Origin of the sequence: Aeromonas sp. QDB18 (genome assembly GCF_027705325.1) — a bacterium.
Taxonomy (GTDB): Bacteria; Pseudomonadota; Gammaproteobacteria; order Enterobacterales; family Aeromonadaceae; genus Aeromonas; species Aeromonas caviae.
The window spans coordinates 1-5346 of the sequence record NZ_JAPDBQ010000203.1 but is presented as its reverse complement, the minus strand read 5'-3'; the positions used below and the strand labels follow the sequence as shown (position 1 = coordinate 5346).

The 5346-nt window shown below is 61.2% G+C and carries 8 protein-coding genes; 2 read left to right on the top strand and 6 right to left on the bottom strand.

What is annotated here, in order from left to right:
• Positions 1 to 298 precede the first annotated feature (298 nt).
• Both OKC30_RS19705 and OKC30_RS19700 read left to right on the top strand, forming a co-directional pair.
• Positions 299 to 1168 carry a CvfB family protein gene (locus OKC30_RS19705; protein WP_010674641.1) on the top strand — a complete coding sequence of 290 codons (870 nt, stop codon included), beginning with the start codon at positions 299 to 301 and terminating at the stop codon, positions 1166 to 1168.
• A 1-nt stretch (position 1169) separates the two neighbouring features.
• Positions 1170 to 1481, top strand: a complete 312-nt coding sequence (locus OKC30_RS19700; RefSeq protein ID WP_010674642.1) for a DUF1289 domain-containing protein — start codon at positions 1170 to 1172, stop codon at positions 1479 to 1481.
• Between the two features lie 45 nt (positions 1482 to 1526).
• Here OKC30_RS19700 and OKC30_RS19695 read toward each other — a convergent pair whose 3' ends face one another.
• The 6 genes from OKC30_RS19695 to minC all read right to left on the bottom strand — a co-directional run bounded on the left by OKC30_RS19695 (position 1527) and on the right by minC (position 5231).
• Positions 1527 to 1850 carry an HI1450 family dsDNA-mimic protein gene (locus OKC30_RS19695; protein ID WP_010674643.1) on the bottom strand — a complete coding sequence of 108 codons (324 nt, stop codon included), beginning with the start codon at positions 1848 to 1850 and terminating at the stop codon, positions 1527 to 1529.
• Between the two features lie 284 nt (positions 1851 to 2134).
• A complete protein-coding gene (gene mtgA / locus OKC30_RS19690; RefSeq protein ID WP_270665200.1) occupies positions 2135 to 2842 on the bottom strand; it encodes a monofunctional biosynthetic peptidoglycan transglycosylase in 708 nt (235 codons plus the stop codon).
• A gap of 53 nt (positions 2843 to 2895) precedes the next feature.
• Complete coding sequence (locus OKC30_RS19685) at positions 2896 to 3222, bottom strand: HI1450 family dsDNA-mimic protein (protein ID WP_029314491.1); 327 nt, start codon at positions 3220 to 3222, stop codon at positions 2896 to 2898.
• Positions 3223 to 3402: 180 nt separating this feature from the next.
• Positions 3403 to 3672, bottom strand: coding sequence for a cell division topological specificity factor MinE (gene minE / locus OKC30_RS19680; protein WP_010674646.1), 270 nt, complete (start codon positions 3670 to 3672; stop codon positions 3403 to 3405).
• 2 nt (positions 3673 to 3674) lie between these two features.
• Positions 3675 to 4487, bottom strand: a complete 813-nt coding sequence (minD, locus tag OKC30_RS19675) for a septum site-determining protein MinD (RefSeq protein ID WP_010674647.1) — start codon at positions 4485 to 4487, stop codon at positions 3675 to 3677.
• Positions 4488 to 4505: 18 nt separating this feature from the next.
• A complete protein-coding gene (minC, locus tag OKC30_RS19670; protein ID WP_160839359.1) occupies positions 4506 to 5231 on the bottom strand; it encodes a septum site-determining protein MinC in 726 nt (241 codons plus the stop codon).
• Positions 5232 to 5346: the final 115 nt, after the last annotated feature.

The following is a 5346-nucleotide window of genomic DNA, read 5'->3' as shown; positions in this document are numbered from 1 at the left end:
ACTGTGCTCGGTGATTGATCCGGGAGATCAGATCACCACTTGGCTAGATAGTTCCCCGATTTGTGCAACAAGGCCGTTATTTGCAGCAAAGGGGGAACTGAATGCTGCTAATATCGTCAATCTGGCCGCCCGGTAGCGGGAAAAGAGGTCAGACACAGGGGGGAGGGGCTAGGTCCTGCTGCCGCTCTGGGGTAACATGCGCGCCTGCATGACATAAATCGGCCCCGTCCTCTCTCATCCGACGGAGGCGATGCACCTCTATATGACGGGTCTTCCATGAGATGGGCCCATCCGGATATTGAAAGAAGAGATCACCATGTTACAGATTGGCAAGATGAACACCCTGACCGTCGTCGAGATCGAGGAGCGCGGCGCCTGGCTGGCGGCGGGGGAATACGGCGAGCTGCTGCTACCCAGGCGTCAGTTGCCGGAAGGCGTCGCCGAGGAGAGCGAGGTGTCCGTCTTCCTCTATCTGGATGCGGATTGCGAGCCGGTGATCACCACCGACAAGCCCTTCGCCATGGTGGGGGACATCGTCGGCCTCAAGGTGGTCAATGCCAACAAGATTGGTGCCTTCCTCGACTGGGGCATGAAGAAGGATCTCTTCGTACCAAGCCGCGAGCAGAACAAGCCGATGCAGGTGGGCCATGTCTATCTGGTGCACCTGATGCTGGACAACGAAGGGCGCATGGTCGGTACCAGCCGTCTGGAGCGCTTCCTGCGCATCGACCCCCCTTTCAAGAGCGGTGACGAGGTGACGGTGCTGCCGGGGGAACACACCCCCCTTGGCATCAAGGCCGTGGTCAATGGCCAGTACGCCGGCATGCTGTTCAAGAACGAGGTGTTCGGCCGCGTGATGACGGGCCGGCCGCTGACCGCCTGGGTCAAGCAGGTGCGCGAAGATGGCAAACTGGACCTGACCCTGCAAAAGCCGGGGCTGGCCCGGATGGATGACGCTGGTGCGCGCATCCTGCTGCGCCTGCAAAAGCAGGGGGGCAGCCTTGCGGTGGGAGACAAGAGCGAGCCTGACGTCATCTACAAGATGTTCAGCATGAGCAAGGGCACCTTCAAGAAAGCGATCGGCGGCCTCTACAAGCAGGGCAAGATCGTCATCGAGGAGCACAGCATCCGCCTCGTGGGCTCCGACACGCCGGCAGGGGACGAATAAGTTGCCGAGTCCCTGCATCGGTGACTGCCGGGCCAAAGAGGGGCTCTGCCTCGGTTGTGGCCGCACCGTGACCGAGATAGGCCAGTGGTCCACCATGGACAGCGAGGCCCAGCTGGCCCGCATGGCCGAACTCGATGGCTCGAAGAGCACTCATGCCTGCCCGGGCTGCGGCGAGCCGGCGTTCTGCGCCGTGTCGGCGGGGGAACCCATCGAGCGCTGCTGGTGCAACCAGCTTCCCGCGTTGCCCATGAGCGATGCCAGCGCCTGCTGGTGTCGCCGCTGTCTGGCCAAGGCCATCTCGGCACGCCCCTGACTCGGGCAGCGCAAAAAACGAAAAAGGCGCCTGGGGCGCCTTTTCTTATGCCTGTTGCTGGCGGTGCCAGCGGATATGCACGTCGTGCTCGCTCTGATCCCGGGGGAGCAGGAAGGTGGCGTAGATCACCTCGAACTCGTCCTGGTGATCCAGCAAGCCGACCCAGACCTCGGCCCAACGTGCCATGTCCACCGGCTCGCCGAGTTCGGTCGACCAGTCGGCATTGGGCAGGGTTGCCTCCACCGCGCCACGTTGCTCGAACTCGAGGGTGATGTCGACGATTTGTTCGGGGGCCAGCATGTCGGCGGCCTGCTCCAGAAACTGATCATAGGCCCACTCTACCAGCTGATCCGGGCTACGTTGTTCCATGAAATCACTCCAGATACGTCCAGGTTCGCCACTTTAACAAGTATTGGGATGGGCAGCCAGCCCGGGGGCGGTGACGCCGTGCTGTCAAATGGCGGGATCAGGGGATAAGGTTAACAGAGCCGCCAGCAGGGGCGGCGTGACGGGGCGGCCTGGCAAGATGAAGCGACGACAGTACAGAAGGCAGATTAAGCGGCGGCGCGAAACCTGGTGGTGGCACTATCTGCCCCTTCATCGGGAAACCGTTGGCGGCCATCTGGGACCCGCCTCTGATCCGCAGGATGACGCTACTCTGTGCCGTGTACCCGGTTCAGGGTGACTTGCCCGAGTTGACCCATCTGACGACGGATCCAGGCCGAGCGCTTTTGCACATAGGGTGAGGGGGGCTTGACCCGATAACGCCAGGGATTGGGCAGGGCGGCGGCGAGCAGGGAGGCCTCGTAGCGGGTGAGGCGTATCGCCGGTTTGCCGAAGTAGTGCCTGGCGGCCGCCTCGGCGCCATAGATGCCGGGTCCGAACTCCACGATGTTGAGATACACCTCGAGAATGCGGGACTTGTCCCAGCCCAGCTCCATCAGCAGGGTGAACCAGGCCTCTATTCCCTTGCGCAGGAAGCTGCGATCGCTCCACATGAAGAGGTTCTTGGCGGTCTGCTGGCTGAGGGTGCTGGCACCGCGCACCCGCCCGCTGTGCTGGTTGTGCCTGAAGGCCGAGCTGATGGCATCCATGTCAAAACCGTGATGTTCGGCAAAGCGCTGATCCTCGGCGGCGATCACCGCCAGTTGCAGCTCCCGGGAAATCTGCTCAAGCGGCACCCAGTCGTGCTTCACCTCGGCCACCTTGGCAGGGGGAAACAGGGCGCGTTCGAGGCGCCAGGTCCACATGGGGGGGTCGATGAAGCGCAGCAGCGCGACCGAGACGATGGTGCTCGCAAAGGCGGCCAGCAGCAGCTTGCCGAGCCAGCCCAGCAGTCGCCGTCTGCGCGCAGGCCTCACGGGCGCGGGCCCGCCGTCCCAGTCATAGTGGCCAGGATCATCGGGATCCGGAATTATTGGGGCAGCCATTCGATGTGGCAGAACTTCTCGTCGACGCGGCGGGAGAGCAGCATGCGGGCAAACAGGTGCTCGTACTCTTCTTGTTCGTTGCCAAGGCCGACCCAGATCTCGGCATAGTCGGCGTCGCTCACCTCAAATCCCACGTCGGCCGCCCAGTCGTCGGCGGGATCGGTCTCCGCCAGCAGGCCGCGGTCGTTGAACTCCTGATTGAAGCGGACGATCTCCTGCTCGGGCAGGTTGTCGGAGGCCAGCTCCATGAAGAGTTCGAGGGCGGTGTCGAGCAGTTCCTCGACGCTGTGCATTTCGTCATTCAAAGACATAAGAGCCGTGTTCCAGATAAGGGGAGAGGGAAAGTCCGTCGGCAGCGCCTCGGGGTGCGCGGTATTCTAGCTGGCCCTGATGCCCTTGGCGAGATGCCGGGACGCCAGGCATTAAAAAACCGGATCCTGGGAAAGGATCCGGTCTTCATTGGGGGAAGGGGTCGCGCATGGTGCGTCAGCTCATCCCTTCTTCTGGTCGTCGGCGAAGGTGATGTTGAGCTCCAGCACCGACAACTCGTCACTCTTTTGATCAAGCTGGACGGTGATCTTGTCCGGGTCGATCTGCACGTATTTGCGGATCACGTCGAGGATGTCCTGCTTGAGCTGGGGCAGGTAATCCGGCCCCCCTCTGGATGAACGCTCGTGAGCCACGATGATCTGCAACCGCTCTTTGGCCAGTTGTGCGGTGTTCTGTTTCTTGTTGGAACGAAAATAATCCAATAATGACATGCTTAACTCCCGAACAGTCGGCTAAAGAAGCCCTTCTTCTCTTCTTCCAGAAAACGGAAATCCTTGGTGTCACCCAAGAGGCGGGCTACGGCGTCCTCGTAGGCCTGACCGGCATCGGACTCCTTGTCCAGAATGACCGGCTCGCCGGAGTTGGAGGCGCGCAGCACCGCCTGGGACTCCGGGATCACCCCGAGCAGTTTGATGGCCAGGATCTCCTGTACGTCCTGCACGCTCAGCATGTCGCCGCGGTTGACGCGGGTCGGGCAGTAGCGGGTCAGCAGCAGGTGCTCCTTGATGGGATCCTCACCGCGCTCGGCACGGCGGGACTTGGAGGCCAGGATACCGAGGATGCGATCCGAGTCACGCACGGAAGAGACTTCCGGGTTGGTGGTGACGATGGCCTCGTCGGCGAAATAGAGCGCCATCAGGGCGCCGGATTCGATACCGGCGGGGGAGTCGCAGACGATGTAGTCAAACTGCATCTCCGCCAGCTGATCCAGGATCTTCTCCACCCCTTCACGTGTCAGGGCATCCTTGTCCCGGGTCTGGGAGGCGGGCAGGATGAACAGGTTTTCGCAACGCTTGTCCTTGATGAGGGCCTGGTTGAGGTTGGCTTCCCCGTTGATGACGTTGACGAAGTCATAGACCACGCGCCGCTCGCAACCCATGATGAGGTCCAGGTTTCTCAGACCAATGTCAAAATCGATGACCACGGTCTTGTGGCCACGCTGGGCCAGACCGGTGCTCAGTGCCGCGCTGGTTGTCGTCTTGCCAACGCCACCCTTGCCCGATGTAACGACTATGATTCGCGCCATTCTCGCTTCCTTGTAACTCTATTTGATTCGGTCTATACGAAGTTGTTCATTGTCGAGCCGGATATGGACCGGCTCTTGTATCACGCCTGCAGGCAATGCATCGCTGAGCTGGAAGGTGCCCGCGATGGAGAGCAGCTCGGCCTGCAATTGCTGGCAATAAATGCGGGCCTTGGGATTGCCCTTGGCCCCTGCGATGGCTCGGCCACGCAGGGCACCATAAACATGGATGCTGTCATCGGCGATGACTTCGGCGCCAGGGCTCACCGAGCCCAGCACCACCAGCGAGGTGCCGGCTGCATAGATCTGCTGACCGGAGCGCACCGGGCCCACGTGGACCTTGCTTGCCTCCACGGGCGCTGGCACCGGAGGAACCGGTGCGGCCTCCACTGGCTTGGGCTCAGGCACTGGCGGCGTCGGTTCAGGCTCTGCCTTGCGGCTCTTGCCTGACACCATGACGGCGAGGCCTGCCGCCTTGGCGGCCGTCTTCATCGCCTCGTCCCGCGCCCCCGTGATCCCGACCAGCACGAAGTCTTCCGACTCGACCTGCTCTCTGAGCTGTTCGAAATCGGGGATCGCCTCGAGGCGTTCCACATTGAGGACGAGGGGGGCACAATTAAAAAACTGGGGGGCCTGCGCGACCTTGGCCTCCAGCAGTTGTCGGATCCGGGCCGGATTGCCATCGCTGAGATGCAACACAGAAATAGTGAAGGTGGTCCCTTTCAATTCGTTATCGCGTTCAACCATGAATCTTCCCCGAACCGAGACGGTAATACGTTATTGTTATTCATGTACAGGATCTTTAGCTACAACCAATTGAAATAGATAGAAAAAAGGCTTCGTTTGTGATCTGATTTAATCG